Source organism: Microvirga roseola, assembly GCF_020866965.1.
Classification (GTDB): Bacteria; Pseudomonadota; Alphaproteobacteria; order Rhizobiales; family Beijerinckiaceae; genus Microvirga; species Microvirga roseola.
The window spans coordinates 25,766-51,552 of record NZ_JAJATX010000009.1; the positions used below are offsets into that span (position 1 = coordinate 25,766).

At 65.1% G+C, this 25,787-nt stretch carries 27 protein-coding genes and 1 pseudogene; 14 read left to right on the forward strand and 14 right to left on the reverse strand.

The window, feature by feature from the left end; genetic code table 11:
* Positions 1 to 44: 44 nt before the first annotated feature.
* The gene (locus tag LG661_RS08135; RefSeq protein WP_230531377.1) at positions 45 to 1,958 is read right to left on the reverse strand and encodes a propionyl-CoA synthetase; all 1,914 of its coding nucleotides are present in this window, start codon (positions 1,956 to 1,958) and stop codon (positions 45 to 47) included.
* A 145-nt stretch (positions 1,959 to 2,103) separates the two neighbouring features.
* Here LG661_RS08135 and LG661_RS08140 point away from each other — a divergent pair, with 145 nt between their 5' ends.
* The gene (locus LG661_RS08140; RefSeq protein WP_230531378.1) at positions 2,104 to 2,769 is read left to right on the forward strand and encodes a GAD-like domain-containing protein; all 666 of its coding nucleotides are present in this window, start codon (positions 2,104 to 2,106) and stop codon (positions 2,767 to 2,769) included.
* 4 nt (positions 2,770 to 2,773) lie between these two features.
* Positions 2,774 to 3,535, forward strand: coding sequence for a sulfite exporter TauE/SafE family protein (locus LG661_RS08145; protein ID WP_230531379.1), 762 nt, complete (start codon positions 2,774 to 2,776; stop codon positions 3,533 to 3,535).
* A 106-nt stretch (positions 3,536 to 3,641) separates the two neighbouring features.
* Here LG661_RS08145 and LG661_RS08150 read toward each other — a convergent pair whose 3' ends face one another.
* Complete coding sequence (locus LG661_RS08150; protein ID WP_230531380.1) at positions 3,642 to 3,824, reverse strand: YdcH family protein; 183 nt, start codon at positions 3,822 to 3,824, stop codon at positions 3,642 to 3,644.
* Between the two features lie 188 nt (positions 3,825 to 4,012).
* On the opposite strand from LG661_RS08150, the gene LG661_RS08155 reads away from it, so the two are divergent.
* The 6 genes and pseudogenes from LG661_RS08155 to LG661_RS08180 all read left to right on the forward strand — a co-directional run bounded on the left by LG661_RS08155 (position 4,013) and on the right by LG661_RS08180 (position 7,999).
* Positions 4,013 to 4,213: a YdcH family protein gene (locus tag LG661_RS08155; protein WP_230531381.1), complete on the forward strand. Its 201-nt coding sequence runs from the start codon at positions 4,013 to 4,015 to the stop codon at positions 4,211 to 4,213.
* A gap of 90 nt (positions 4,214 to 4,303) precedes the next feature.
* Positions 4,304 to 4,795: a 5-(carboxyamino)imidazole ribonucleotide mutase gene (purE, locus tag LG661_RS08160; protein WP_230531382.1), complete on the forward strand. Its 492-nt coding sequence runs from the start codon at positions 4,304 to 4,306 to the stop codon at positions 4,793 to 4,795.
* 5 nt (positions 4,796 to 4,800) lie between these two features.
* Positions 4,801 to 5,880 carry a 5-(carboxyamino)imidazole ribonucleotide synthase gene (locus LG661_RS08165; RefSeq protein ID WP_230531383.1) on the forward strand — a complete coding sequence of 360 codons (1,080 nt, stop codon included), beginning with the start codon at positions 4,801 to 4,803 and terminating at the stop codon, positions 5,878 to 5,880.
* Between the two features lie 171 nt (positions 5,881 to 6,051).
* Complete coding sequence (gene rpsU, locus LG661_RS08170) at positions 6,052 to 6,282, forward strand: 30S ribosomal protein S21 (RefSeq protein ID WP_009763401.1); 231 nt, start codon at positions 6,052 to 6,054, stop codon at positions 6,280 to 6,282.
* A 178-nt stretch (positions 6,283 to 6,460) separates the two neighbouring features.
* Positions 6,461 to 7,345 (forward strand): tetratricopeptide repeat protein, encoded by an 885-nt coding sequence (locus LG661_RS08175; RefSeq protein ID WP_230531384.1) that lies wholly within the window; start codon positions 6,461 to 6,463, stop codon positions 7,343 to 7,345.
* 96 nt (positions 7,346 to 7,441) lie between these two features.
* A pseudogene (locus LG661_RS08180) lies at positions 7,442 to 7,999 on the forward strand (nucleotidyltransferase family protein).
* Positions 8,000 to 8,599: 600 nt separating this feature from the next.
* Here LG661_RS08180 and LG661_RS08185 read toward each other — a convergent pair.
* The 8 genes from LG661_RS08185 to LG661_RS08220 form a co-directional block, all read right to left on the reverse strand.
* Positions 8,600 to 9,076, reverse strand: a complete 477-nt coding sequence (locus tag LG661_RS08185) for a GNAT family N-acetyltransferase (protein ID WP_230531385.1) — start codon at positions 9,074 to 9,076, stop codon at positions 8,600 to 8,602.
* A 95-nt stretch (positions 9,077 to 9,171) separates the two neighbouring features.
* Positions 9,172 to 10,572 carry an NAD(P)(+) transhydrogenase (Re/Si-specific) subunit beta gene (locus tag LG661_RS08190; protein ID WP_230531386.1) on the reverse strand — a complete coding sequence of 467 codons (1,401 nt, stop codon included), beginning with the start codon at positions 10,570 to 10,572 and terminating at the stop codon, positions 9,172 to 9,174.
* Between the two features lie 4 nt (positions 10,573 to 10,576).
* Positions 10,577 to 11,029 (reverse strand): proton-translocating transhydrogenase family protein, encoded by a 453-nt coding sequence (locus LG661_RS08195; RefSeq protein ID WP_230531387.1) that lies wholly within the window; start codon positions 11,027 to 11,029, stop codon positions 10,577 to 10,579.
* Between the two features lie 20 nt (positions 11,030 to 11,049).
* Positions 11,050 to 12,186: a Re/Si-specific NAD(P)(+) transhydrogenase subunit alpha gene (locus tag LG661_RS08200; protein WP_230531388.1), complete on the reverse strand. Its 1,137-nt coding sequence runs from the start codon at positions 12,184 to 12,186 to the stop codon at positions 11,050 to 11,052.
* Between the two features lie 43 nt (positions 12,187 to 12,229).
* Positions 12,230 to 12,523 carry an aa3-type cytochrome c oxidase subunit IV gene (locus LG661_RS08205; protein ID WP_230531389.1) on the reverse strand — a complete coding sequence of 98 codons (294 nt, stop codon included), beginning with the start codon at positions 12,521 to 12,523 and terminating at the stop codon, positions 12,230 to 12,232.
* A gap of 117 nt (positions 12,524 to 12,640) precedes the next feature.
* Positions 12,641 to 13,858, reverse strand: a complete 1,218-nt coding sequence (locus LG661_RS08210) for a glycosyltransferase (protein ID WP_230531390.1) — start codon at positions 13,856 to 13,858, stop codon at positions 12,641 to 12,643.
* Positions 13,859 to 13,916: 58 nt separating this feature from the next.
* Positions 13,917 to 15,284 (reverse strand): ABC1 kinase family protein, encoded by a 1,368-nt coding sequence (locus tag LG661_RS08215; RefSeq protein ID WP_230531391.1) that lies wholly within the window; start codon positions 15,282 to 15,284, stop codon positions 13,917 to 13,919.
* A 92-nt stretch (positions 15,285 to 15,376) separates the two neighbouring features.
* Entirely contained in the window at positions 15,377 to 17,236 is a 1,860-nt protein-coding gene (locus LG661_RS08220; protein WP_230531392.1) for a M3 family oligoendopeptidase, read from the reverse strand.
* Between the two features lie 262 nt (positions 17,237 to 17,498).
* Here LG661_RS08220 and LG661_RS08225 point away from each other — a divergent pair, with 262 nt between their 5' ends.
* The gene (locus LG661_RS08225) at positions 17,499 to 19,271 is read left to right on the forward strand and encodes a L,D-transpeptidase family protein (protein WP_230531393.1); all 1,773 of its coding nucleotides are present in this window, start codon (positions 17,499 to 17,501) and stop codon (positions 19,269 to 19,271) included.
* A 125-nt stretch (positions 19,272 to 19,396) separates the two neighbouring features.
* Positions 19,397 to 21,070 carry a DUF882 domain-containing protein gene (locus LG661_RS08230; RefSeq protein WP_407666679.1) on the forward strand — a complete coding sequence of 558 codons (1,674 nt, stop codon included), beginning with the start codon at positions 19,397 to 19,399 and terminating at the stop codon, positions 21,068 to 21,070.
* Between the two features lie 46 nt (positions 21,071 to 21,116).
* Here the strand turns inward: LG661_RS08230 and LG661_RS08235 are convergent, their stop codons facing one another.
* The gene (locus tag LG661_RS08235; protein WP_230531394.1) at positions 21,117 to 21,977 is read right to left on the reverse strand and encodes an urea carboxylase-associated family protein; all 861 of its coding nucleotides are present in this window, start codon (positions 21,975 to 21,977) and stop codon (positions 21,117 to 21,119) included.
* A 156-nt stretch (positions 21,978 to 22,133) separates the two neighbouring features.
* Between LG661_RS08235 and LG661_RS08240 the strand changes: the two genes are divergently transcribed.
* A complete protein-coding gene (locus LG661_RS08240; protein WP_230531395.1) occupies positions 22,134 to 22,568 on the forward strand; it encodes an acyl-CoA thioesterase in 435 nt (144 codons plus the stop codon).
* A gap of 60 nt (positions 22,569 to 22,628) precedes the next feature.
* Here the strand turns inward: LG661_RS08240 and LG661_RS08245 are convergent, their stop codons facing one another.
* The 3 genes from LG661_RS08245 to LG661_RS08255 form a co-directional block, all read right to left on the reverse strand.
* A complete protein-coding gene (locus tag LG661_RS08245) occupies positions 22,629 to 22,886 on the reverse strand; it encodes a DUF2312 domain-containing protein (protein ID WP_036361868.1) in 258 nt (85 codons plus the stop codon).
* 62 nt (positions 22,887 to 22,948) lie between these two features.
* Positions 22,949 to 23,254, reverse strand: a complete 306-nt coding sequence (locus LG661_RS08250) for a DUF1244 domain-containing protein (RefSeq protein ID WP_230531396.1) — start codon at positions 23,252 to 23,254, stop codon at positions 22,949 to 22,951.
* A 4-nt stretch (positions 23,255 to 23,258) separates the two neighbouring features.
* Complete coding sequence (locus tag LG661_RS08255; protein ID WP_230531397.1) at positions 23,259 to 24,098, reverse strand: N-formylglutamate amidohydrolase; 840 nt, start codon at positions 24,096 to 24,098, stop codon at positions 23,259 to 23,261.
* A gap of 111 nt (positions 24,099 to 24,209) precedes the next feature.
* On the opposite strand from LG661_RS08255, the gene LG661_RS25210 reads away from it, so the two are divergent.
* From LG661_RS25210 to LG661_RS08265, 3 genes are all read left to right on the forward strand, one after another.
* Complete coding sequence (locus LG661_RS25210) at positions 24,210 to 24,791, forward strand: DMT family transporter (protein WP_322098845.1); 582 nt, start codon at positions 24,210 to 24,212, stop codon at positions 24,789 to 24,791.
* Positions 24,746 to 25,126, forward strand: a complete 381-nt coding sequence (locus LG661_RS25215) for a DMT family transporter (protein WP_322098846.1) — start codon at positions 24,746 to 24,748, stop codon at positions 25,124 to 25,126. Before LG661_RS25210 ends, LG661_RS25215 begins: the two co-directional genes overlap by 46 nt.
* A 197-nt stretch (positions 25,127 to 25,323) precedes the next feature.
* The gene (locus tag LG661_RS08265) at positions 25,324 to 25,785 is read left to right on the forward strand and encodes a DUF1036 domain-containing protein (RefSeq protein WP_230531398.1); all 462 of its coding nucleotides are present in this window, start codon (positions 25,324 to 25,326) and stop codon (positions 25,783 to 25,785) included.
* Positions 25,786 to 25,787 lie beyond the last annotated feature (2 nt).

Genomic DNA, 25,787 nt, shown 5'->3' on the forward strand with positions numbered 1-25,787 from the left:
CCTGCTGTCGTGGATCGGCTCACGGGTCCGAGACGATCTGCCGCCTATCGAGCCAGCCCTCTTCCCCGCAGCACCTCGCCGATCTCCTCTAAGATGATGGGATCATCGATGGTGGCCGGGGTCGCCCACTGGTCCCCGTCGGCGATCTTCTTCATGGTGCCGCGCAGGATCTTGCCGGAGCGGGTCTTGGGCAGGCGCGCCACGGTAAGCGCAAGCTTGAAGGCCGCAACGGGGCCGATCTTCTCGCGCACGAGCGCCACGAGCTCCTTCTCGATCTCGGCGGGCTCCGTCCGGACGCCGGATTTCAACACCACGAAGCCGCAGGGCACCTCGCCCTTGAGCTGATCCTTGATGCCGATCACGGCGCATTCGGCCACGGCAGGGTGCGAGGCCAGCACCTCCTCCATGCCGCCGGTCGAGAGGCGGTGTCCCGCGACATTGATGATGTCGTCCGTGCGGCCCATCACCCAGACATAGCCGTCCTCGTCGAGATAGCCGGCATCCGAGGTGTTGTAGTAGCCAGGATAGGTGGACAGGTACGATTCCTTGAAGCGCTCCTCCGCCTCCCACAGGGTCGGCAGGCAGCCGGGAGGCAGGGGCAGCTTGATCACGATGGAGCCCATCGTATTGGGGCCGACCGGCTTTCCGCCTTCGTCCAGCACGTCCAGGATATAGCCCGGCATCGGCACCGTCGGCGAGCCGTGCTTGACCGGAAGCGCTCCGAGTCCCAGCGGGTTGCCCGCGACGGGCCAGCCGGTCTCCGTCTGCCACCAATGGTCGATCACCGGCACGTTCAGGATGTTCTCGGCCCATTGCAGCGTATCGGGGTCCGCACGCTCGCCCGCGAGGAACAGGGCGCGGAACGAGGAGAGATCGTAGCCTTTCAGGAGTTCCGCGTTGGGATCCTCCTTCTTGATGGCGCGGAAGGCGGTCGGAGCCGTGAACAGCGTCACGACGCCATGATCGGAAATGACCCGCCAATAGGCGCCCGCATCCGGCGTGCCGACGGGCTTGCCCTCATAGAGGATCGCCGTGCAGCCGTGCAGCAGCGGCGCATAGACGATGTAGGAATGGCCGACCACCCAGCCGACATCGGAGGCGGCCCAGAAGACCTCCCCCGGCTCGACGCCGAAGAAGTTGCTCATGGTCCATTTGAGCGCGACCATGTAGCCGCCGTTGTCGCGCACCACGCCCCTCGGCTTGCCTGTGGTGCCGGAGGTGTAGAGCACGTAGAGCGGATCGGTCGCCGCCACCGGCACGCATTCGGCCTTCCGGCCGACCGACCTAGCCTTGGCGGCTTCCGCCGCCCAGTCCCGGTCGCGCCCCTCGACGAGGGAGGCCTCGCATTGCGAACGCTGGAAGACGAGGCAGGAATCCGGCTTGGTCGCGGACAGCGCGATCGCCTCGTCGAGCAAGGGCTTATAGGGAATGACGCGCGCCCCCTCGATGCCGCAGGAGGCGGAGAGGATGAGCTTGGGCCGCGCATCGTCGATGCGGGTCGCGAGCTCCTTCGAGGCGAAGCCGCCGAAGACCACCGAATGGATCGCGCCTATGCGGGCGCAGGCCAGCATGCCGACCACCGCCTCCGGGATCATCGGCATGTAGATGACGACGCGGTCCCCCTTTGCGACCCCCATCTCCTCCAGCATGGCGGCGAGCGTCGCCACCTCGTCCTGCAGCTCTGCGTAGGAAATCCGGCGCTTGGTCCCCGTGACCGGGCTGTCGTAAATGATCGCGGCCTGATCGCCGCGATCCTTCACGTGCCGGTCGACCGCATTGTAGCAGGTGTTGCAGAGCGCGCCGGTGAACCACGCGCCGTAGACTCCGGCCTTGGGATCGAAGATCGTTTCGGCGGGCCTGATCCAGTCGATCTCCCGCGCGGCCTCGGCCCAGAAACCCTCCGGATCGGATCTCCAGCGGGCATAGACCTCATGGTAGCGACTTTGGGTTGTTGGCATGGCGTTTCCCCGTTGTCTTCAGCGCATGAGACTCGAAAGCACTGCTGTGGTAGCAGGCAAAGACACCGGGGTCAGCGGCGACTTTCGGTGAGTCGACTTTCGCCGGGTGTGACCGGATGCGCGACATCTGGACTGGGGGCCGTGAATGCTGTCGGAAGATTTCGCTCACCTGATGGAGGAGTATGGCGCCTTCGACCCCGTCGAGCGCGTCTCGCCGGAGGCGCTGGAGCCGTACCGCGGACGATTGCCGGAAAGCCTTTTGACCCTCTGGCTCGAATGCGGGCGCGGAACCTGGCTCGGAGGCCGCTTCCAGTTCTGCGATCCCGCGCGCTACCACGGCGTTCTCGATCTTGTCTTCGGCGACGACCCGGATTTCAGCAGCGAGGACTGTCTTCCTTACGGCTTTACCGCCTTTGGCGCTCCTCTCGTCTGGAGTCGGCGGCATCAAGCGCTCGAGATCAATCTCCCTTTCGGGCAGGTCCTGGCCCCCGACATGGGGACGGACAGCCCGGCGCCCGACGACCTCGTCATCGCCACGGCGACCCTGCCGGCGCTCGATCATCCCGCCTGCGATCTGATCGCCGCCGACGGCAAGCCGCTGTTCGAGCGGACCGTTGCGAAATGTGGGCCTCTGGCGCTGGACGAGGTCTATGGCTTTACCCCGGCGCTCGCCGTCGGCGGCAGGGCGAGCCTCAATAATCTCCGGCGCGTGAGCGCCCCGGAGCATTTCTCCATCCTCGCCCAGGCAGGCGGCTTCGTGCTTCGGGATGCTTCCTCCTGGCCGCCGAGAACGGTCCGGGATATCGGATAGGCGAATGATCACCGATCCTCTTTTCTATGCCGCCGCAATCCCCGCGGTGATCCTCCTGGGGCTCGCCAAGGGCGGCTTCTCCGGGATCGGACTTCTCTCGCTGCCGCTGATGGCGCTGGTCGTCTCCCCGGTTCAGGCCGCCGCCATCACCCTGCCGCTGCTCATCGTGCAGGACGTGGTTTCCGTCTGGGCCTACCGGCATACATGGGACCGGCGCAACGTCGTCCTTCTGGTCGCCGGAGCCACCTCCGGCATCCTCACAGGCTATCTCCTAGCGGCCCAGGTCTCCGATGCCGCGGTCAAGCTCGCCATCGGCGTGATCTCGGTGGCCTTCGCCATCCGCCGGATCATCCTGGAGCGGGGTGCGATCCAGCCGAAGCCCACCCTTGCCGATGGGCCGCGCGGCCTGTTCTGGGGAGGGGTCACAGGCTTCACCAGCATGATCGCGCATGCGGGCGGTCCGCCCTTCCAGATCTATGTCATGCCCCAGCGCCTGCCGCGGGACGTCTTCGTCGGCACGGGAGCTATCGTCTTCGGGATCGTCAACTGGATCAAGGTCCCGCCCTATATTGCGCTGGGGCAGTTCACCACCGAGAACCTGACGACCGCGGTGGCCCTGTTTCCGGTGGCGATCGCCTCAACCTGGGCCGGGGTCCTGCTCGTGCGGCGGGTCTCGCCCGAGCGCTTCTACACCTTCGTCTATCTGCTTCTGGTGCTGGTCGGCGCCAAGCTCGTCTATGACGGCGCAACAGCGCTCTTTTCATAGCCTTGCCGGGCGGAAGATCGGGTCCCCGCGATGCACCAAAGAAAAGCCGCCGCATCCCAGGAGATGCGACGGCTTTCGCAGGGATTGTCTTGGTGGGACCGGGGGGTCAATGCACCGCCGGTTCGGAGCTTCTCAGTCGTGTGATCTCATCCTTGAGCTGAAGCTTCCTTCGCTTGAGTTCCGCCAGTCTCATGTCATCCGCAGACGGCCTGGTCAGAGCATCCTGGATTTCGCGCTCGAGCGCCCGATGCTTCTTCTCGAGTTCCGTCAGATGGTTCTCTAGCGGCATGTCAGTTCCTCCTATTCGATCTACTGACAGGAATATTGTGACAGACAGAGTGTGGCGAGTCGAAGGCGAAATTTGCAGAATCGAGAGTAGAAGAAGAAGCTGTCCCCTTGCTCTTCATGCGGCCCGAGAGCATACTTTCGCGCTTGCGACCGGCGGGTAGAAACGCCGGGTTGATCGGATTGTTTTCAATGCCCGAATTGGTTGAACTGGAAGCGGAATTGGCCCGCCTCAAGCAGGAGCACCGCGATCTCGACACGGCCATCGATGCCCTGGAAAGCATGATCGCCGGAGACCAGCTCCAGGTGCAGCGTCTGAAGAAGCGCAAGCTCGCCCTGAGGGACCAGATCATCCAGCTGGAAGACCAGCTGACGCCCGACATCATCGCCTGAGATCGCCCGTCGGCGGACGACGGCCTTGCCTGTCTGCGGCGCCTTCGTTATTCCCGCCTGACCATCAGGCCTTACGCCGGAGCCGTATCAATGGCGGGATCCCCCGTTGCCATCATCATGGGCAGTCAGTCCGACTGGGCCACCATGCGCCATGCCGCCGAGACGCTGGAAGCGCTCGACATCGGGTACGATGCCCGCATCGTCTCGGCCCACCGCACGCCCGACCGGCTCGTGGCCTTCGCCAAGGGCGCGAAGGCGGCAGGCTTCCAGGTCGTCATCGCAGGCGCAGGCGGCGCGGCCCACCTGCCCGGCATGACGGCGGCCATGACGCCCCTGCCCGTCTTCGGGGTTCCGGTGGAATCGAAATCGCTGTCCGGCCAGGATAGCCTGCTCTCCATCGTGCAGATGCCGGCGGGCATCCCCGTGGGAACGCTCGCCATCGGTCGGGCCGGCGCGGTGAACGCGGCCCTCCTCGCCGCAGCCGTGCTCGCGCTCCACGACGAAGCCCTGGCCGAGCGGCTCGACGCCTGGCGCAGGCTCCAGAGCGAGAGCGTGGCCGAACACCCCTCCGACGAAGGATGAACGCGATGATCCGCCCCGGCAGCACCCTCGGCATCCTCGGCGGCGGCCAGCTCGGGCGCATGATCGCCATGGCGGCGGCGGAGCTCGGCCTGAAGACCCACATCTACGCCCCCGACGAGAACAGCCCCGCCTTCGACGTGGCGGGCGAGGTCACTGTCGCTCCTTACGAAGACGAGGCGGCCCTGGTGCGTTTCGCGAAGGCCGTGGACGTGGTGACCTACGAATTCGAGAACGTGCCGAGCGAGACCGCCGCCATCTTGAGCGCCCATACCCGGCTTGCCCCCAATGCCCAGGCGCTCGCCGTCTCGCAGGACCGGTTCCTGGAGAAGAGCTTCATTGCCGGACTGGGCATCGCCATTGCTCCCTTCGCAGCCTTTGCCGACGAGACGGAGCTCGCCGCAGCCCTGGACCGCATCGGCCGGCCCGCCGTGCTCAAGACCCGGCGCTTCGGCTATGACGGCAAGGGCCAGGTGATGATCCGGCCAGAGACCGATCACGTCGCCGCCTGGAACGAGGTCGGGCGCGCCTCCTCCATCATCGAGGGCTTCGTGCCCTTCGAGCGCGAGGTCTCGGTGGTCGCAGCCCGCTCCGCCTCCGGAGCATTCGCGGCCTACGACCTGTGCGCCAACGAACACCGCCACCACATCCTGGACACCACCCGGGTGCCGGCCGGGGTCTCGGCGGGCACCGAGGAGCAGGCCATGCGCATCGCCCGCTCCATCGCCGATGCCCTGGACTATGTGGGTGTCCTCGCCGTCGAGATGTTCCTGGTCACGGAAGGCGGGAACGAGCGCCTGGTGGTCAACGAGATCGCCCCGCGGGTCCACAATTCCGGCCACTGGACCCTCGGCGGGGCCGTCACCTCGCAGTTCGAGCAGCATGTGCGGGCCGTCTGCGGCTGGCCCCTGGGCAAGGCCTCGCGCCTCGGCCTGGTCGAGATGACGAACCTGATCGGTCACGATGCCGACGAGTGGGAGCGCATCCTGGCGGAACCGGGAGCCCATCTCCACCTTTATGGCAAGACGGAGGCCCGCCCCGGCCGCAAGATGGGGCATGTGACGCGCGTTTTTCCCGAAGGGGCGTGAAACCTTCTCAAAACGGGACGGTTGACCCTTTGGAGCGGCGCTTTTGTCGGAAGCGGACCCTGGACAGGCAAGGCTTCTTCTGGTACCACGCCGCACCAGATAGAGGTGCACATGACGCGCCTCGATTACCTTTTGTCACAATCGAAACGGCTTTAAACACGAGGAATTCGCGTGCAGGTTCTTGTCCGGGATAACAACGTCGATCAGGCGCTCCGCGCTCTCAAGAAGAAGATGCAGCGTGAGGGTATCTTCCGCGAGATGAAGCTTCGCGGTCATTACGAGAAGCCGTCTGAGAAGAAGGCCCGCGAGAAGGCTGAGGCCGTTCGCCGCGCTCGTAAGCTGATCCGCAAGCGCATGCAGCGCGAAGGCCTGCTTCCTTCGAAGCCCCGCCCGACCCGCTAAGCTTTTCAAGCCTTTCGGGGCTTGGACGATCGATTGTGAACCAGCGCCCGGCTGACACCAGCGGGGCGCTGTTTTGCGTCTTGAGCGACACTTTGGCCCCCTCGCCCGGCCTTTTCCGAGCCGTAGCCGTCTTGTTTCGCGGCTGTTAAGGTTTTATCGGCAGAGTAAGCGTTAACCCATGACATTGGAGACGAAGGTGTTCGCCCCAACGATCCGTCGCTTTGCGCCCCTGAGCCTGACCCTTCTTGCCTTCGGCCTGACCGCCTGCGGAACCACGAGCGTCGGCCCCACGCAACGCATCGCGGTGGTGGAGGAGGATACGCAGGGCACCAGCACTGTGAACATCGCCTCCCTGTCGGATGTCATCCAGCGCAATCCCAACGATCCGAGCGCCTACAACACCCGCGGCGTGGCCTATGCGAAGGTGGGACGCTACAGCGACGCCATCGCCGATTTCAGCAAGGCGGTGCAGCTCGATCCCAACTACGCCCCGGCCTACACCAACCGCGCCCTGGCCTTGAGGCAGACGAACCGCAACGACCAGGCGCTCACCGATTTCACCCGCGCCATCCAGGCCGATCCCAATTACGGCCCGGCCTATATCGGCCGCGGCAACCTGCTGCGCGTCCAGGGACAATACCAGCAGGCCCAGGACGATCTCTCCGTCGCAATCCGCCTGCTGCCCGAATCGGCCGAGGCGCTCCATGCCCGCGGCCTGCTCTACCAGCGCCAGGGCCTGCACCAGCAGGCGATCCTGGACTTCGACGCCACCATCGACCGGAATCCCTTCGTCGCCGCCCCCTATGCCGCGCGCGGCCAGAGCCTCGTGGTGACGAACCAGTTCGACAAAGCCATCGAGGACTTCAACGCGGCGCTCAACGTCAACAACCGGGATGCGGATTCCTGGGCGTGGCGCGGGCTGGCTTATGAGCGCAAGGGCGACCGCCAGCAGGCCGTCGAGAGCTATCAGCGCGCGATTTCCATCGACAACAACAACAGCACCGCCCGCCAGGGCCTCGCCAAGCTCCAGGGCGGCGGCGGAGTGGCGGGCCTCTTCAACTAAGTAAGAGCGCGGCCAGGGGAGAACGGCATGACAGCTGCCGTCACTCCCCTGCACGGCGCCGCCGAGATTGGGAGATTTCTCGAAGCGCAGGCAGACATGCTTGCGCTTCTTTCACATTTGGAGAGCCTTGCACTCCCCGATAGCTGGATCGGCGCCGGTTTCGTTCGAAACGCCGTATGGGATCATCTCCATGGCCGCGAGTTCGACGTGTCCCGTCTCAACGATATCGATGTGATCTTTTTCGACCCCGCCGATTCGTGCAAAGAGCGTGAAGCCGATCTGGAGCACCGCCTCCGCCGACTTGCTCCAGGATTCGAGTGGTCGGTCAAGAACCAGGCGCGCATGCAGCTGCGCAATGGCGATGCGCCCTACCGCAATACCTTCGATGCCGTCGCCCACTGGTCCGAAACCGCCACCGCCGTGGCCGCACGCAAAGCCGACGGACAGGTCGAGATCCTAGCTCCCTAGGGTGTCGAGGATCTCCTGAATCTCATCGTCAGGCCGACCCCGTTATTCGGGCATAAGATGGAGACCTATCGCGATCGGATAGCAGGAAAGAACTGGCCGGCCCGCTGGCCGAAGCTGACGATGCTGATGGCGTGGGAGGAGGCCTACCCGCCCTCTCACAGTTCTTTTTTCAGAATCGACACTTAGGCGCAGTAGGCGTTCAGACTATGCCGCTACCATGGAACCTAACGAGCCACAGAATTGGACAATCGCTCTTTCATAGCGGGAGTGCACATGTCGTTCGTCGCCGATTTGAGGGCTCTGGATTGCTGAACACCATGAACAAAGGCGATCAGGGAAAGCTGTCGCTCATTCATGCGCACTTGATGACGAAAGTGGCTCATGAGTGGACCAAAGAAATTCCTGTTCCAGTCAACACCGCACTTCTCAGCTACGCCCGATATAACTCCAATCGACATCGCTCTGCGAGTATCCTCAATCGAGATGGGGGGATGCCTTAACTCACTTTCTGTTGCAGGCGCACAAAACTTACCTTCAGAGCACAACAGTAAGCGAAGGTTTTTCAAGGCGAGCGCTCTCATCTCATGAGCCATCGCCTCGGTAATCGTCTCTTTCGCTTCGGGCTATGCTTACCCCTGCAAAAGGAGAAACGTAGCAGCCGCAATCAGACCCATGCTCAGATTTCGAAGAGATCTCAAGAAAAGATCCTTATCTGCAACCACATTTCAGTATCGAAATACCATATTACGCACGGGCCGTGTGGAAGCCAACTAAAAGTCGTCTCCCTCACAACTCCTTTTTTAGGATCGACACGTAAGGCTCGAAGCCGAACTGGCGGTAGGTGCGGTCCGCCCGCTCGTTGGCGACGAGCACGCCGATCATCAGGCGCTTGTGGCCGGCGGCCTTCGTCAGCCGCTCGGCCTCGGCGAGCAGCATCTGGCCAATGCCGCGACCGCGCCATTCCTCGTGGACGACGAGATCCGTCACCGTGCCGTGACGGCGCACGTCGTCGGACATGTAGGCGGCGTCCTGGTCGAGGGAGAAGCCCATGGCGCCGACGATGATGCCATTCGCCTCGGCGAGGATGATCCGGCCCTTGCGGGCAGCAAGGCGCTGCATCAGCTCGTCGTAATAGCCGATCGCCCCGCCATAGTCCCGCCGCCGGTCCTGGGTGAGGTCCGCCTCGAAGACGTTGAGCCGATGGATCAGCTCGATCACCGCGTCCCGGTCTGCGGGCTGTGCGGAACGCATCGTGATCGCCATCGTCGTCTCCATGAAATGCCGGAAGAGTGGCCTTTCAACGAACAAGGCCGGTCCTGAGACCGGCCTTACCGCAGAAATCGTCCGAAACGAAATGGTCAGACGAGGTTTTTCAGAATTTCGTCGACCATCTTCTTGGCGTCGCCGAAGAGCATCATCGTGTTGTCTCGGAAGAAAAGCTCGTTCTCCACGCCCGCATAGCCGGAGCCCATGCCGCGCTTGATGAAGAGCACGGTCTTGGCCTTCTCCACGTCGAGGATCGGCATGCCGAAGATCGGCGAGTTGGGATCGGTCTTGGCCGCCGGGTTCGTCACGTCGTTGGCGCCGATCACGAAGGCCACGTCGGCCTGGGCGAACTCCCCGTTGATGTCCTCGAGCTCGAAGACCTCGTCGTAAGGCACGCTCGCTTCCGCCAGCAGCACGTTCATGTGGCCCGGCATGCGGCCCGCCACCGGATGGATGGCGTACTTCACCTCAACGCCCTCGGCCTTGAGGGTGTCGGCCATCTCGCGCAGCGCATGCTGGGCCTGGGCGACCGCCATGCCGTAGCCCGGGACGATGATGACCTTGGCCGCATTCTTCATGATGAAGGCGGCGTCGTCCGCCGAGCCCTGCCTTACGGGCCTCGTCTCGACCGCCCCGCCTGCGGGTCCCGCCGTCTCGCCGCCGAAGCCGCCGAGGATGACGGAAATGAAGGAGCGGTTCATGCCCTTGCACATGATGTAGGACAGGATCGCGCCCGAGGAGCCGACCAATGCGCCCGTGATGATGAGCGCAAGGTTGCCGAGGGTGAAGCCGATGCCTGCCGCCGCCCAGCCGGAATAGGAGTTGAGCATCGACACCACGACGGGCATGTCCGCGCCGCCGATCGGGATGATGAGCGTCACGCCCAGCACGAAGGCCGCCAGCACGATCAACCAGAAGGCCGCATGGCTCTCCGTGCGGATGAAAGCGATGAGCAGCACGAGCAGCAGGAGCCCGAGGCCCATATTGATGAGGTGCCGGCTCGGCAGCAGGATCGGCTTGCCGGACATGCGGCCGTCGAGCTTCAGGAACGCGATGACAGAGCCGGTGAAGGTGATGGCGCCGATGGCCACGCCCAGCGCCATCTCGAAGAGCGAGCCGCCATGGATGGTGCCGACCGCTCCGATGCCGAACGCCTGCGGCGCATAGAGCGCCCCCGCCGCCACGAGCACCGCGGCCAGGCCCACGAGCGAGTGGAAGGCCGCGACGAGCTGCGGCATGGCCGTCATCGGCACGCGCTTGGCGATCACCGCGCCGATGCCGCCGCCGATGGCGAGGCCCAGCACCACCAGCGCCCATCCGCCGAAGCCGTTGGGGGGCTGGACGAACAGGGGGGTGAGGATGGCGATCCCCATGCCGACCATGCCGTAGAGGTTGCCCTGCCGGGACGTGGTGGGATGGGAGAGGCCGCGCAGCGCCAGGATGAACAGGACGCCTGAGATGAGGTAGAGGATCGAGGCAAGATTGGCCGACATCGCCTCATCCCTTCTTGCGGTACATGGCGAGCATGCGCTGGGTCACCAGGAAGCCGCCGAAGATGTTGATGGCCGCGAGGATGAGGCCGATGAAGCCGAGCGCCCTGGCCCAGATCGGCCCCTCCCCGAGGGCGGGCGCCGCGTCGACGCCGACCGCGAGCAGCGCGCCGACCACGATGACCGAGGAGATGGCGTTGGTGACGGACATCAGCGGCGTGTGCAGCGCCGGGGTCACCTGCCAGACCACGTAATAGCCCACGAAGATCGCCAGCACGAAGATGGCCAGGCGAAACACCGTCGGATCCACCACACCATGGGTGACGGTCGACGCGGCCGCCCCGGCCGCGAGCGCCACCTGATCGGCCAGGATCTGCGCCGTTTCGGCGGCCTGCCGGGCAGCCTCGGCCGCCGCTCGGGCCTGTTCGACGGCCTGCTCGGGCGTGAGTATCGTCGCCATGGTGTCCCCCCTCTTGAGTTCTAGGCCGCCGGCTGGAAGGCCGTGTGGACGATGGCGCCGTCCCGGGTCAGGCAGGTCGCCTTGACGAGTTCGTCGTCCCACTTCACGGCCAGGGTCTTGGCTTCCTTGTCGACCAGCGTCTCGACGAAGGCGTAAAGGTTCTTTGCGTAGAGACTGGAGGCGGTGGCGGCGAGACGTCCGGGCACATTGAGGTGGCCCACGATCTTCACGCCGTTATGCTCCACCACTTTGCCGGGCTCCGAGAGCTCGCAATTGCCGCCGCGCTCGACGGCGAGGTCCACGATCACCGAACCCGGCTTCATGGCTTCCACCATGGCCTTCGAGATCAGCTTCGGGGCCGGACGGCCGGGGATCAGGGCCGTGGTGACGACGATGTCCTGCTTGGCGATGTGGGAGGCCACCAGATCGGCCTGCTTGGCCCGGTACTCCGCCGACATTTCCTTGGCGTAGCCGCCCGCGGTCTCGGCCTGCTTGAACTCCTCGTCCTCCACCGCGATGAACTTGGCGCCGAGGCTTTCCACCTGCTCCTTGGCGGCGGGGCGCACGTCGGTGGCGGTCACCACGCCGCCGAGGCGGCGGGCGGTGGCGATGGCCTGGAGCCCTGCGACGCCTGCGCCCATGATGAAGATGCGGGCGGCCGGCACGGTGCCGGCGGCGGTCATCATCATGGGAATGGCGCGGCCGTAGTCGGCCGAAGCGTCGATCACGGCGCGATAGCCGGCGAGGTTGGCCTGGGAGGAGAGCACGTCCATCACCTGGGCGCGGGTGATGCGCGGCATCAGCTCCATGGCGATGGCGGAGACCTGCGCCTCGGCCAGGCTCTGGAGGGCTGCCTCCTGGCCGTAGGGGTCCATGATGGCGACGAGGATCGCGCCGGGCTTGACGCCCTTGAGCTCCGCGGCCGCCGGGCGGCGGACCTTGAGGACGATGTCCGCGTCCTGCAGGGCATCCTTGGCCGTCCTGGCGACCGTCGCGCCCGCGGCCTCGAATTCGGCATCGGCGAAGCCGGCCTTGGCCCCGGCCCCGGCCTGGACGGTCACGTCCGCGCCGAGGCTTTTATACTTCTTGACCGTCTCGGGCGTGGCGGAAACGCGTGTCTCCGCTCCATCGGTTTCGGAGAGAACGGCGATCCGCATATGAGCCCCCAGTCTGTCAGACGGACGTTTTCAGGTCCTTATGTCAGTAGAAGAAGAGCGCCAGAAGGAGGAAAATCCCCACCACCGCCGGGGCGCGAACGCCGATGGACGGGGCAAGGGCGCCCACGGCGCCGGCGGCAAGCGACAGGATGACGCCGAAAATGGCGGTCAACCAGGCATGGTGGATGCCACCCACGGCCAGCGCGAGGACGTGGCAGACGACGACGGCGGTTGCAATTTCAGCGAACCGGATGAAGCCCTGGTAGGTGGCTTCATGGGTCGGTCCGTCCATATCCGGACTATAGCCCCCGTGCGGCGCGTGTTTTGTATCGGCCATGATTCAAAATGCCCTGTTTAGCAACGGTTCTTAATTGCTGCGTTTACCGCATGCGGTGAGGAGCCGCAATCGTTGGAATGATTGTAATGGAAAGTTTATCCGCCAAACGCCAAGTTATCATCTTATTCCCAGAAATTCCCGCCATTGCGGCAGGCAGACGGTCTCGTAATCGTAGCGCTCGACCGCGATGCGGCGGGCCTCCTTCGCCATGGCGGCCGATTTCTCCTTTTCCATCAAGGTCTCGCGCACCCGTTCGGCCAGCGCCTTCTCGTCGAAGAAGGGAAAGAGGCGGCCGTTGACCCCATCCTGGATGATCTCGCGCACCGGCGCGGTGTCGGAGGCCACGATCCGGCATTCGAGCGCCATGGACTCGATGGAGGACCAGGAGAGGACGAAGGGATAAGTCATGTAGATGTGGGCGGAGGAGACCTGCAGCACCCGCACGAACTTGTCGTAGGCCAGGTTGCCCACGAAATGGACCCGCGACCAGTCCACCGGGCGCTCGATCCGGGACTTGAAGACGTCGAACCAGGTCTGACCGTCGGGGGCGGCATCGGAATAGCTGGTCTTCTTGCCGCCGATGATGATCACCTGGAGCTCGGGATCGATGTCGAGCAGGTAGGGCAGGCTCCGGAACACGATGTGCGCGCCGCGCATGGGCTCGATGTTGCGGGTCACGTAGGTGACGACGGGCTTGCCCCGGTTCAGCTTGGGGCCGCTCTGGCCGATCTGGAGGCGGGCCTCCGGATCCGGCTTCAGGTTCTTCGTGTCGATCCCGTCATGGATGACGGCGATCCGGTCGTGCAGATAGGCCGGGAAGGTGTCCCGCTGGAAGCGCGTGGGCGCAACGGCGAGATCCGCGGCGTCGAGCGCACCGAGCTGCATGGCGTTCTTGGCGCGAAGGCGCCAGATCACCTCCTCGTTCACGGTCGGGAATTCGGGGTCGAACCCGACATCCTGCCCCTCGGATGCGTAATAATACTCGAAATAGGCCACATGACGGGCCTTCGGCCAGATGTCCTTGAGAAACAGGTTCTCGCCCCAGCCGGTATTGACCACGACCACGTCCGGCTCGAAGCCCTGGCTCGCCAGCTCCTTCGCCTTCTGCGCGACGCCATAGGCCCGGCGCAGGCGGGGAATGACAGGGGAAAAGCGGAACTTGTAGGGCTGGTCGTCCGGACCCGGAACCGGCTGATAGGAATAGTACTTCACGCCGGGAATGGCGCAGGACTTCACCGTTCCCAGGCCGACCACCTCGTGGCCCTCGGCCACGAAGCTCTTCGACAGACGCAGGAACTGGCCCGGAAAATTCTGGTGGACGAAAGCAATCTTCATCGGCTGCCCCTCTGACGCGGTAAGGCTCTAAAGCCGGGCCGCAAAGGATGCAACCGCGTTACAGGGGCCGAGGCAGGCCCGCCGCAGACAGCACCTCCGCCTGCCTCTGCGCCAGATTCTCCAGCGAGAAGCGCGCGATCTCGTCCTCGAAGAGCCGGTGATAGTTCAGCTCGGCCTTGAGGTGCAGGAAGACCGCCCCGAGACCGACGGCGGCGCGGTCCATGAAGACGAATTCGCGCGGTACGGTGACGGGCCCCTTCTCCTTGAGCGCCTTGTGGACCTCGAAGGCCTGGCGGCGTCCGTATTCGCCAGGCTTCACCCCGTCCGCCACGGTGCGGACGCGGTCGTCGAGGAGCGGCCCGTAGATAAACGAGGCCCAGATATTCAAGATGTCGATCAGCTCGTTCGAGAGATTCTTGAAGCCCCAGGTCTCGTAGGCATGGACGATGCGGGCGCGGTCGCCGGTCTGGAGCCCGCGATAGAGGTCGACGACGCCGCCCACGAAACGGGGATGGAAGATGCGGATGCAGCCGTAGTCGAGAAGGTTGATCCCCCTCGCCTCCCCGTTCTCGGAGAAGACGGTGTAATTGCCCAGGTGGGGATCGCCGTGGATCACGGCCGCATGGCTGAAGGGATGCCACCACGCCTTGAACATGGCCACGGCCAGCCGGTTGCGGATCTCTACGGGACTTTCCGTGAACTGGAGAATCTTCTCACCCTCCAGCCAGCTCAGGGAGAGAAGCCGCCTGGTGGACAGTTCCGGATGGACTTTCGGCACGCGCACTTCGTCGATGCCCTCGAGGGTCCTTGCGTAGAGCGCGGCATGCTTGGCCTCGCGCTCGTAATCGAGCTCCTCCCGCACCCGCTCGCCGATTTCCTTCGAGATCTCGCGGGTATCAATGACGGGATCCATGCGGCGGTGGAGCGCGAAGACGAACTCGAGCTGGCCCAGATCCGCCTCCACGGCGGACTGCATGTCGGGATATTGCAGCTTGCAGGCGAGGGGCTCACCCTCCTTCGTGGCCGCCCGGTGGACCTGGCCGAGGGACGCCGCCGCGGCGGGCGCGAGGTCGAACGAGCCGAAGCGGCTCTGCCAGTTCGGTCCGAGCTCCGCCTGCATCCGCCGCTTGACGAAGGCCGCACCCATGGGCGGCGCTTCGCTCTGCAGCTTCTGCAGTTCGGCGGCATATTCCGGCGGGATGAGATCGGGGATGGTGGCGAGCAGCTGCGCCACCTTCATGATCGGGCCCTTCAAGCCGCCGAGCGCCTGCGCCAGCGCCGCCGCATTGGAGGAGTCGCGCCCGCTCACGCCCATGAGGCGCGCGCCGGCCATGCGCGCCGCAACGCCGCCCATATTGGCCCCCACGCGGGCATAACGGGCGGCCCGGGCGGAAAAGCGGTTGGCTTCGTTATCCCTATCGGCCATGGCGGAGGTGCTTTCCGGTAATCTCGACGGCTGACTCGGCTCTGATGCGGACGCGGCGCGTTGCTGCGTCCGAAGGTCTTGAAACCCCGCGATCAGGCAGCCCGTTCCATGGCCTCCAGTTCGCCGATCAGCTTCTCGATCATCGACAGCCCGATCTGCCAGAAGGACGGATCGCGGGCATCGAGACCGAAGGGCGCGAGCAGCTCCGAGTAATGCTTCGTGCCGCCCGCGGACAGCAGCGCAAAATAGCGGTCCACGAAGCCCTCGTTCGAGCGTTCGTAAACGCCGTAGAGCGAGTTCACGAGGCAGTCGCCGAAGGCATAGGCATAGACGTAGAACGGCGAATGGACGAAGTGCGGGATGTAGGTCCAAAAGGATTCATAGCCCGGACCCAGTCGGATCGCAGGGCCGAGGGATTCATCCTGCACCGACATCCAGAGTTCGCAGAGCTTGTCCGATGTCAGCTCGCCATTGCGGCGCTCCAGATGCACCTTGCGCTCGAAGGAGTAGAACGCGATCTGGCGCACCACCGTGTTGAGCATGTCCTCGACCTTGGCGGCGAGCATGGCTTTGCGCTGCACCGGATCGGTGGTCTGGTCGAGCAGGCGGCGGAAGGTGAGCATCTCGCCGAAGACGGATGCCGTTTCGGCGAGTGTCAGCGGCGTCGGCGCCATGAGCGCGCCATTCGGCGCAGCGAGCACCTGATGCACGCCATGGCCGAGTTCGTGCGCGAGCGTCATCACATCCCGCGGCTTGCCCTGGTAGTTCAGCAGCACGTAGGGATGCGCCGAGGGCACCGTCGGATGGGCGAAGGCGCCCGGCGCCTTCCCGGGACGCGTGGGCGCGTCGATCCAGCTCTCGTCGAAGAAGCGTCGCGCGATATCGGCCATGCGGGGCGAGAAGGCTGAATAGGCCGTGAGGACCGTCTCCTTCGCATCGTCCCAGCGGATCGTGCGCTGCTCGACCTTCGGCAGGGGCGCATTGCGGTCCCAGTGGTCGAGCTGGTCCTTGCCGAACCATTTCGCCTTGAGGGCATAGTAGCGGTGCGACAGACGCGGATAGGCGTCGCGCACGGCGGCCACCAGCGCATCCACCACCTCGCGCTCGACGCGGTTCGCCAGATGGCGGGCATCGGCGACATCCTCGAAACCGCGCCAGCGGTCGGAGATTTCCTTGTCCTTCGCCAGCGTGTTGGTGATGAGCGTGAAGATGCGAAGATTGGCCTTGAAGGTCTTTGCCAGCGCATCGGACGCATCCTTGCGCACGGTCTCGTCCGGATCCTGGAGCTTGTTCAGGGTCGGCTCGATGGGCAGCTCCTCGCCGCGCACGGTGAAGCGCAGGGAAGCGATGGTCTCGTCGAACAGGCGGTTCCAAGCGGAGCGCCCGGTGACGGATTTCTCATGGAAGAGCTGCTCGATCCGGTCGTCGAGCTGGAACGGCTTATCCTTGCGCAGGTCCTCGATCCACGGACGGTAATGGGCGAGCGGCCCCTCACGCATCGCCCTGTCCATGATCTCGTCGTCAATGCGGTTGAGCTCGAGCCCGAAGAAGATAAGCTCGCTCGACGCCGCCGTCATGCGCTCCTGCGTGTCCCCGTAGAACTTCGCACGGGCCGGGTCGGTGGTGTCGCCGGAATAGACGAGGCCGGCATAGGACATGATGCGCCCGAGCAGATCCTCCAGCGCCTCGAAATGCTTGACCGCCTCGCTCAGGGCTTCGGACGGATTGCCGCCCCGCGCCATCTCGTCGAGCCTGCCCCGGTAGGCTTGCGCAAAAGCCTTGCACTCCGCCTCGGCCTTGGCGAGGTCGCTCCTGAAAGCCTCGCTGTCCATGCCGGGATAAAGGTGGGACAGGTTCCATTCGGGCAGGAGGCCGAGATCGGCCTGCGCCGCCCCTGCGGATGAGAGGTTGTGCACGGGGGAGACTTTCTGGAGGTTCGTGGGACTGGACATCGTCGGAACGAAGTTCGAGGGCGGTGTGAACACATATTGGCGTTTCGCCCTTCCGGATCAACCCGGACCGGGCCGCGGCCAAGCCTGCGGCAACGACAGCAGGAGCTTTTACCGAAAATTGAAGGAACTTGGCTTATAGCATGCAGCCGATTTGCGCCCTCGCGCGTTAAGCGTGGCAAGGGGTGCGCCTGCACACTGACGAAATTCATTTGAGTGGAGAGGATTCCGGTCCTCCATCCCATTGCGACGAGGAAGGCGAGCCATGCGGGACTGGCGCAGGAAGACGCTCTGGCTGGGGCTGATCGGATCCGTTTCCTTCATGCCGCTTGCCGCGCTGGCGGAAAGCGGGCCGGTACCCGCAGCACCGGCGGAACCCGTCATCCTGGAACCGGCCGAGCCCTCTTTCGACGACGCCATGGTCGACTTGGCACCCGCCAGGCAGGAGCCCCGCCCCGATGTCATCCCCCTCACCGAGCCAGCTCCCGTCACCATCAATGCCGCCGACCTGAAACCGGCGGGCAGCCTCGATATCCCGCTGCCGGAGACGGCTCCTGTAGCGGTCGTCACCCGGTCGGATTGGGACCGCATCGCCATCGACAGGCTGTTCTCGGACGAGGCGGCCATGCGCCAGCTCCGCCTCGAGGGTCGGGAGCGGGAGGCGCTCGCCGCTTTCTACGGGCAGGCGGAACGGCCTCTGATCTGGCTTCAAGGAGAAACCTGGTCCGCCGCAGCCTTGTCGGCGATGAAGCGCGTGAAGGCGGCCGACGAGGACGGCCTCAACCCGGAGGATTATCCCCTGCCTCCGGCGGCGTTGAGCCGGAACGCAACGCCGGCTGAGCGTGCGGAGGCCGATGTGCGGCTCAGCCTCGCCATCGCCCGCTATGCCCAAGACGCCCGGGGAGCGCGCATCGACCTCGCCCGTCTTTCGCCACTGGTCACGCCGAAGCTCGACGTGCCGGGGACAGGGGACGTGCTGAAGACGGTCGCCTCTGCCGCTGACGCGAATGCGGCGCTGGCCTCCTACCACCCGCCCCATCCGGGATACGGCGCCCTCAGGGCGGAACTTGCCAAGCTGCGCGCCGAGCGCCCCACCCGGCTGATGGTTCGCGTGCCCAAGGGCCCCACCTTGCGCGTCGGCATGAAGGATCCGCGCGTGCCCCTGATCCGCGCGCGCTTCAATCTTGCCAAGGATGCGGATAGCCACAACGTCTACGACCGGCAGCTCGCCTCCGCGGTGGCGGCGTTCCAGAAGGAGAAGGGCCTGCCTACCAACGGCGCCCTGACGCCCCAGACGGTCGCTGCCCTCTCCGGCCCCTCGCCGGCGCAGAGGGAGGCGGAACTGATCTCCAACATGGAGCGCTGGCGCTGGCTTCCCGCCGATCTCGGAGCCCGCCACATCGCCGTGAACGTGCCCGAATTCCGCCTGCGGCTCGTTGAAGCGGGCGACGTGGTCCATGAGACCCGCGTCATCGTCGGCAAGAAGGAGTCGCAGACGCCGATCTTCTCGGAGAACATGAAATATCTGGTGGTGAACCCGTCCTGGACGATCCCGCCCTCGATCATGAAGAAGGAGATCCTGCCTGCGCTTGCGAGCGACCCGACTTATGCCGAGCGCAAGGGCTATCAGGTCATCCGCAACGGCAACCGGATCACCGTGCGCCAGCCCCCCGGCGCGCGCAACGCGCTGGGCTACGTGAAATTCATGTTCCCGAACCAGCATGCAGTTTACCTGCACGATACGCCGAACAGGAACCTGTTCTCGGCGGCCAAGCGCGCCTTCAGCCATGGCTGCGTGCGTGTCGACAAGCCGTTCGAACTGGCAGAAGCGATCATGGGCGCGAACGGAAAATGGTCGGAGAAGAAGCTGCGCGGACTTATCGGCAAGGGCGAGCGCTACGTGCATCTGAGCAATCCCCTGCCCGTGCACCTGACCTACTTCACCCTGTCCGTGGACGAGAAGGGCAGCCTGACCTTCTTCGAGGATCTCTATGGCCTCGACCGCAAGGTCCGCGCCGCCCTGAACCTGCCCGGATAATTCTTCGATCATTCTCCGGGTTTTCGCCGTCCGCTTAACCCTGAAGTAACCGTCTTCGGCAAAGATCCCTTCACTATGAGGGTTGCGGCATCCCCGGATGCGGCACGCGAAAGACGAGTACCACAGTGAGTGTATTGCGTAAGGACCGCTTGGCGCAGCGCGCTGGCAGGCGGGCTCCCCTTTTCCGCGCCGGAATCGGCCTCGCGGCCTTTCTCTCGGTCATGGCCGCCGGCACCCACGGCACCCAGGACGCGGTCGCCAACGGCGATACACGCACGCTCACCTTCTACCACAACAATACCAGGGAGCGCCTGACCGTTACGTTCCGGCGCAACGGCATGTACAATCCGGGCGCCCTGCAGCAGCTCAACTGGTTCCTGCGCGACTGGCGGCGCGGAGAATCGACCCGCATGGATCCGCGCCTCTTCGATACGGTGTGGGAGGTCTATCGCGAGGTCGGATCGAGCGCCCCGGTCCATGTGAACTCGGCCTACCGCTCGCCCCAGACCAACTCCATGCTCCGCCGCCGTTCGAGCGGGGTGGCCAAGAACAGCCAGCACATGCTGGGCAAGGCGTTGGACTTCTACCTGCCGGATGTCCCGGCCAGCCGCCTGCGCGCCATCGGCATGAGGCTGCAGAACGGCGGCGTCGGTTATTATCCCAATGCCTACACGCCCTTCGTCCATCTCGACGTCGGCAGCGTGCGCGCCTGGCCGCGCATGACCAGGGACCAGCTCGTACGCCTCTTCCCCGACGGCAAGACAGTGCATATCCCGGCCGACGGCAGGCCCCTGCCCGGTTATCAGCTTGCGCGCGCCGAGGTGCTCTCCAAGGGTGGCGCGGTCGCAGGTTACGCGGCCTATGCGGAAGCCGAGGATACAGCATCCTCGTCGGGTCGCCGCAAGAGCCTCTGGGCCACCCTGTTCGGCGGCAGCGATGAGGACGAGGACATCGAGGAGATCCGCACCGCGTCCCGTCCGGGCCGGGCCCTCATCGCCTCGCGCGGTCCGACCCAGAACTACTACGCCAGCGATTCCAACTCGTCGGTCTACGCGGCCCTGCAGCCGACGCCGGCTCCGGCCCCGACTCAGGCCGTCGTGCGGCAGGCTCCCGTCGTGCAGCCCAGGCCCGAGCCGCCCGCGCCTGCCGTCGTCGCGGCCATCGCCCCCGCTCTGCGCGAGGATTTCACTCCGCCGGCCGCCGCACCGCTGCCGCCGACCCGGATCAACGGCGCGCCGAGCACGGTCCAGACCGCCTCGGGCCCGGTGCTCGCCTGGCAGCAGGGACCGGCGGGGCAAAACCCTAACGGCTCCGACCTCTCCATCGCCAAGGGCATGGCCTTCGCGCCGATGCCGCCCCGGCGTCCGGATGCGCCTGAAGCACCCGAGACGGTGGTGGCCATGGCTTATGCGCCGCTTCCACCGGCGCGACCCGGCTCGCTTGCCGCCACCAACCCGATTCCCGGCATTCCGGAGCTGCGTGGCGCATCGGACCTCGTCGCGAGCCTGCCGACGGGCCAGCTCCCGCTGCCCCCTCCCCGGCCAGGCCTGCGCCCGGTCGCCATCGCATCGGCCCGTCCGGTCGATATCCCCGTCGCTACGGGCTCGACGCCCAGGGACACGAAGCCCAAGCCCCAGGCGAAAGCGCCTGCTGCGAAGGCGCAGCCCGTGACGACCCTTACCGCCCTGCTTTCGGCCGAGCCGGCCTTGCACATGGGCTTCTCCGACAAGCCTGTGGGCGATCTGGCGACGAACCGCTTCACGGGCCCCGCGGTCAAACCGCTCCGGGTGCTGAGATAAGGAAAAGGGGCTCCGAGAGGAGCCCCTTCTTCCATCAGCCGCTTGTTCACTCGCCGTGCTGCCGGCCATAAGGATTGCGCCCTGGCGAGGTCCAGCCTTCGGGCGGCGCCTTGGGCCTGAAGACCTCCACGAGCAGCGGATGGCAGGCCGCCGCATCGCTCGAATGCTCCGAGCTGCAATCGCCGCCCGGGCAGGCGGAGAGCGCGCCGAGCAGGTCAATCTCGGCGAAGAATTCGAGATAATCGCCGGGCCTCACCGGGCTCGCCTTCATGAAGTACTGCCCCGTATCGCGGGTGAAGCCGGTGCACATGAAGACGTTGAGGACGTCATGCACCGCCGACTCGACCTCTTCCTTCGGACGGCTCGTCCGATATGCGAGGGCGCGGGTCAGGTTCGAATGGCAGCAGTAATGATAGTCGCTGCCGGAGAGCAGGCGATGCGTGTAGGGATCGCACCGCGTGCCGATCACGTCGTGCACGGAGCCGCCATGTTCGTCGAAGCCGTACCAGTCGAGGGTGTCGTGCGTGATCGTCGCCATCGGCCTCAAGAACGGCAGGCACGACCAGAGCCTGTCCCCGGTGGAGAGATGCGTGCCATGCAAGGCCCGCGTCTTGCCGGAGAAGAAGCGCTCGCCGAGATCCTGCGCCGACCAGAGATTCAGGTCCCCGACCTGCGGCCCCTCGATGCTGACGATCCGGAAAAAGTGTCCCACCGGCACATGAAAGCAGCGGGCATCGCGCGGCGGAACGACGACCTCGTCCACCTTCTCCCAGCCTTCGCGCGCCGCGCGGTAGGCGGCGAGATCGGGCTGCGCCAGGCTGTCGACCGGATAGCAGATGACGGGAGCGATCCTGCGGCGCGCATCCGCATCCAGGGGTTCCGACACTTCGTTCCGCGCCCGCTTCATCCGTTTCTCCGATCATCGTTGTCCAGCTTCCTTATAGGCAAGCGGATTGCGAACTGCGAGAGGGAGCGTCGCCACGTGAGAGACGCCCGGCGCAGGTCCTTTTTCGCTTGAGCCTGCCACCCTTCGTATTCTATGGCCGCATCACGAGGAGGCACGATGAAGGACCCGAACGCTCTACGCCCGCTGGAAGCCTATCCTAGCCGCACATCCGCCGAGATCCGCTATTCGGATCTCGACCGGCAGGGCCACGTCAACAACGCTGTCTTTGCGACCTTTTCGGAGATCGGCCGGGTGGCTTTCCTGTACGGCTCGGACAGGCCGCTCGCTGCGGAAGGCTCGAGCTTCGTCCTCGCCCGCCTGCTCATCAACTATCATGCGGAGCTTTTCTGGCCCGGCACGGTCGAGATCGGAACGGGCGTCTCCCGGATCGGACGAAGCTCGATCTCGCTTGTCCAGGGCATCTTCAACAAGGGCCGGCTCGTGGCGAGCGTGGAGACCACCAATGTCATGCTGGACGCGCCCACCCGCCGCCCCATGCCCCTTCCGCCCAGAACGCTCGACATCCTGCAGGGTCTTGTATTGCCGGAATGAGAAAGGCCCCGCAGCGGCATGCTGCAGGGCCTTTGAAATCTTTGGCGGATCTGTCTCGCCTCAGACCATCCCGAGCGCCTGCATGTAGAGCTCGAGGATCGCTTCCTCCTCCTGACGCTCGGCGTAGTCGCGCTTGCGAAGCGAAATGATCTTGCGAAGGACCTTGGTGTCGAAGCCGTTGCCCTTCGCCTCGGCATAAACGTCCTTAATGTCGCCTGCGATGCCGGCCTTTTCCTCCTCGAGGCGCTCGATGCGCTCGATGAAGGCCTTCAGCTGGTCGGCTGCGACGGATTCGGTGTTGAAAGCTGCGTCATCCATGAATGGAAGCCCCTGATTGATGGCATTGCGCCAGAGTTAAAGTCCATTTCGTTGAGGCTGCTTTAATGCCTCGGCTTCGATTTCTCAAAATTCTCAGCCTGCGACGATGTGGCCTCGCGCTGGTAACGCTCCTTCCACTCCTCGTAGGGCATGCCGTAGACGTGCTGACGGCTCTCGTCTTTGGAGAGGGCGACGCCCCGCTCGTCGGCGGCGTCTTTGAGCCAGTTGGACAGGCAGTTGCGGCAAAAGCCCGCCACGGCCATGAGGTCGATGTTCTGGACATCGGTGCGCCCGCGCAGGTGTTCGAGCAGCCTGCGGAAGGCGGCGGCCTCCAGTTCCGTGCGGGTCGCGGCGTCGATCTCCTTCATGAACTCATCCTCCATGGCGGCGCAGGCGCTCCTGCGTGCGGGACGCATGGAGCTTCGGCATCCGCAGGCTTTCCTGTGCGGCGAGCGGTTCGAGCAGCCGCGCGAAACGGGCGGCCCACTCCTCCGCGCCTTCGTCCGAGGCGATCAGGTCCTGCCGGATCTCGATGAGCGCGTTGGCGAGCCCTCGGATCGTGGCGTGGCGGTCGACCGTATCGCCTGCAAGGGCTCCATCATAAGGCTCGTTGTCGCCCACGACGAGTCCTTCTTCCGCACATAGCCCCGCCAGCAGGGGCCTGGCGAAGCGATCGTCCGCATCCCACAGGATGCCCACGTGCCAGGGCCGGGGCCAGCCGCGCCAGACCGGCGTGAAGCTGTGGACGGTCACAACGGCCGGCGGATGTCCTGCCGCCATGGCCCTGTTGATCGCAGCGGAAATGGCGGTGTCATAAGGGTCGTAGAACCGGGCGATGCGCCTTGCGATCTCGGCCTCGCCCACCCGGGCGTTGCCCGGCACCACCGCGCCGTCGGACAGGCGCATGACCAGGGTCGGATCGTCGCGCCCCCGGTTCGGGTCGATGACGAGGCGCGAGAACTGCGTGAGGATCGCGGGCGCCTGGAGCCTTCGGGCCAGCGAGCGCGTCACGGCAGCCGCCCCGATGTCGTAGGCGATGTGCCGCTGGAACTCGGCCTCCGGCAGGCCGAGATCGCCCAGATCCGGCGGAACGGCGTTGGAGGCATGGTCGCACAGGATCAGGATTCCCGATTCGACGGCCCCTTCGACAAGCTCGACCGGGCAAGGTTCGAGGACGGGATCGATGCTCTTGGGAGCGACGGAAGCGGACATGGGTTGCGAAGAGGATCGGAACGGTGGATTGAAGGATTGTGGGCAAGCCTTAACCTGCCCTCCCCGTGCTGACAACGCGACGTTAAGCGCAATATCGTTTCGCAAGAGCCCATGACCTCCACATCCACCCCCGTCCGCCTCGACACGGGCTTCGCCCCGGCTTTCGCCGCGCTCTGCGCCGGGGCCGTCGCCATGGGCATCTCCCCGATCTTCGTCCGATTCGCTGCGGCGGACGTGGGTCCTTTCGCCAGTGCCTTCTGGCGTGTCGCCCTCGCCCTGCCGGTTCTCTATGCCTGGATGCGCATCGAGGAGGCGAAAGCGCCCGCGAACGCTCCCCGCGCCTCCTTCAGCAAGGCCACCGTGCTGGCGGGCCTCGTCTTTTCGGGCGACCTCTTCTTCTGGCACCTGGCGATCTTCAACACGACAGTGGCCAATGCGACCTTCTTCGCCACGACGGCCCCGTTCTTCGTCGTGCTCGTGACCTGGCTGGTGCTGAGGCAGCGGGTCTCCCGGGGCACGGTCATGGGGCTCGTGATGTGCCTGGCCGGCGGCGCGGCCCTGATCGGCCAGAGCCTGCAGGTCGATCCCGACCGCATCAGGGGGGATCTCTACGGGCTCGCCACAGCCTTCTCTTCGGCCTCTATTTTCTGGCCGTCAGCCGGGCGCGGGACAGGGCCGGAGCGGCCAGAGTGACCTTCGAGGCGGGGGCGATCACCGCCACCATCCTTCTCGCGGTGGCGCTCGCCCTCGAGCCGCGGATATTGCCGCAGACCTGGCATGGCCTCGCAGCCCTGACCGCCATGGCCCTCATTAGCCACGCGGGCGGCCAGGGGCTGCTTTCCGTCGCACTCGGACGCCTGCCGGCCGTGTTCTCCTCCCTCGTCATGTTCCTGGAGGCCGTCGCGACGGCTCTCTTCGGCTGGCTGATTCTGGGCGAAGCGCTGACCTTCGTGCAGAGCCTGGGAGGAGCCTTGATCCTCTTCGGCATCTGGATCGCGAGGCCGAGGGCCGAGGCGTCAACCGGATGATCTGCCCTTCAAACGGAGGGGGCGAGACGGATCAGGCCTGCGACAACCCGCCAAACCCGATCTTTAGCAGGCTAATTTGGCAGGTTTCGCAGTCTTGGGCCTTGATACCTCGCCGCTTCTGACTGACAACGATTCGACATAGTTCTCGAAGCATTGTGCGATTTCATTCCTGACCTGAATCGACCGAACCAGCATCCATGAAGGCCGTTATTATCCCATCGGCTTCCCGCCGGCGTCACAGCCTTGGGCTCGCCATCGCCCTCCTCGGCTCCAGTTTCCTGGCCGCATCCCCGGCGAAGGCGGACCTGCGCCTGTGCAACATGACCTCGAGCCGGGTCGGTATCGCTCTCGGCTACCGGGACGCCCAGGGCTGGGTGACGGAGGGTTGGTGGAACCTGAATGCGCGGGGTTGCGAAACCCTGCTCAGGGGCCAGCTCGGAGGACGCTTCTATTACATCTACGCCATCGACTACGACCGGGGCGGAGAATGGAGCGGCCGCTCCTTCATGTGCACGAGGGAACGGGAATTCACGATCCGCGGCACGGAGGACTGCCTCGCCAGAGGCTACGATCGCAGCGGCTTCTTCGAAGTCGATACGGGTGAACAGAAGAGCTGGACCATTCAGCTCACCGAAACGAACCGCCCAGGGGGGCAGTAAGC